The organism is Clostridium sp. AF36-4 (assembly GCF_003435975.1).
In the GTDB taxonomy this organism is placed as follows: Bacteria; Bacillota; Clostridia; order Lachnospirales; family Lachnospiraceae; genus Eubacterium_F.
The window spans coordinates 1-2,103 of the sequence record NZ_QTVH01000057.1; the positions used below are offsets into that span (position 1 = coordinate 1).

Consider the following 2,103-nt stretch of genomic DNA (forward strand, 5'->3'; position numbering starts at 1 on the left):
ATCAGTTCATTATAAAAACATCAAATTTTTGTCTTGACAACTGAGCCATTATAAAACATTGTATAGCATTTTACACAGGAGTCTGGACTTGACTGAGTTTATGGAAGAAGTTTTAATTGATGATAATATGGTTTTTGATATTGATAATTTAAAAGGATTTCTTAATGATACCAGTTCATTTGGGTTTATAGCTAAAGAAAATAATAAAATTATAGGATTTGCATATTGCTATACACTTTTAAGACCTGATGGAAAAACAATGTTTTATTTACACTCAATAGGAATGTTACCTAACTATCAAGACAAAGGTTATGGTTCAAAATTATTATCTTTTATTAAGGAATATTCTAAAGAGATTGGTTGTTCTGAAATGTTTTTAATAACTGATAAAGGTAATCCTAGAGCTTGCCATGTATATGAAAAATTAGGTGGTAAAAATGATTATAAAGATGAAATAGTATATGTATATGATTATGAAAAAGGTGATAAATAAATGAATATAGTTGAAAATGAAATATGTATAAGAACTTTAATAGATGATGATTTTCCTTTGATGTTAAAATGGTTAACTGATGAAAGAGTATTAGAATTTTATGGTGGTAGAGATAAAAAATATACATTAGAATCATTAAAAAAACATTATACAGAGCCTTGGGAAGATGAAGTTTTTAGAGTAATTATTGAATATAACAATGTTCCTATTGGATATGGACAAATATATAAAATGTATGATGAGTTATATACTGATTATCATTATCCAAAAACTGATGAGATAGTCTATGGTATGGATCAATTTATAGGAGAGCCAAATTATTGGAGTAAAGGAATTGGTACAAGATATATTAAATTGATTTTTGAATTTTTGAAAAAAGAAAGAAATGCTAATGCAGTTATTTTAGACCCTCATAAAAATAATCCAAGAGCAATAAGGGCATACCAAAAATCTGGTTTTAGAATTATTGAAGATTTGCCAGAACATGAATTACACGAGGGCAAAAAAGAAGATTGTTATTTAATGGAATATAGATATGATGATAATGCCACAAATGTTAAGGCAATGAAATATTTAATTGAGCATTACTTTGATAATTTCAAAGTAGATAGTATTGAAATAATCGGTAGTGGTTATGATAGTGTGGCATATTTAGTTAATAATGAATACATTTTTAAAACAAAATTTAGTACTAATAAGAAAAAAGGTTATGCAAAAGAAAAAGCAATATATAATTTTTTAAATACAAATTTAGAAACTAATGTAAAAATTCCTAATATTGAATATTCGTATATTAGTGATGAATTATCTATACTAGGTTATAAAGAAATTAAAGGAACTTTTTTAACACCAGAAATTTATTCTACTATGTCAGAAGAAGAACAAAATTTGTTAAAACGAGATATTGCCAGTTTTTTAAGACAAATGCACGGTTTAGATTATACAGATATTAGTGAATGTACTATTGATAATAAACAAAATGTATTAGAAGAGTATATATTGTTGCGTGAAACTATTTATAATGATTTAACTGATATAGAAAAAGATTATATAGAAAGTTTTATGGAAAGACTAAATGCAACAACAGTTTTTGAGGGTAAAAAGTGTTTATGCCATAATGATTTTAGTTGTAATCATCTATTGTTAGATGGCAATAATAGATTAACTGGAATAATTGATTTTGGAGATTCTGGAATTATAGATGAATATTGTGATTTTATATACTTACTTGAAGATAGTGAAGAAGAAATAGGAACAAATTTTGGAGAAGATATATTAAGAATGTATGGAAATATAGATATTGAGAAAGCAAAAGAATATCAAGATATAGTTGAAGAATATTATCCTATTGAAACTATTGTTTATGGAATTAAAAATATTAAACAGGAATTTATCGAAAATGGTAGAAAAGAAATTTATAAAAGGACTTATAAAGATTGATTATATAATATATGAAAAGCTATTATAAAAGACATTAGTATTAAATAGTTTAAAAAAATGAAAAATAATAAAGGAAGTGAGTCAAGTCCAGACTCCTGTGTAAAATGCTATACAATGTTTTTACCATTTCTACTTATCAAAATTGATGTATTTTCTTGAAGAATAAATCC

At 24.8% G+C, this 2,103-nt stretch carries 2 protein-coding genes; both read left to right on the forward strand.

The genetic code is table 11. The features are described 5' to 3' along the window. The first annotated feature begins 100 nt into the window (after positions 1-100). Positions 101-493 carry a GNAT family N-acetyltransferase gene (locus tag DW005_RS13490; RefSeq protein WP_000393259.1) on the forward strand — a complete coding sequence of 131 codons (393 nt, stop codon included), beginning with the start codon at positions 101-103 and terminating at the stop codon, positions 491-493. Then, positions 494-1,933, forward strand: coding sequence for an aminoglycoside O-phosphotransferase APH(2'')-Ia (gene aph(2'')-Ia / locus DW005_RS13495; RefSeq protein WP_001028144.1), 1,440 nt, complete (start codon positions 494-496; stop codon positions 1,931-1,933). It begins immediately after the preceding gene. Positions 1,934-2,103: the final 170 nt, after the last annotated feature.

Excerpts from the sequence above, each read along its gene's own strand:
- DW005_RS13490 (WP_000393259.1), top strand. The coding sequence starts at position 101 with ATGGAAGAAGTTTTAATTGATGATAATATGGTTTTTGATATTGATAAT.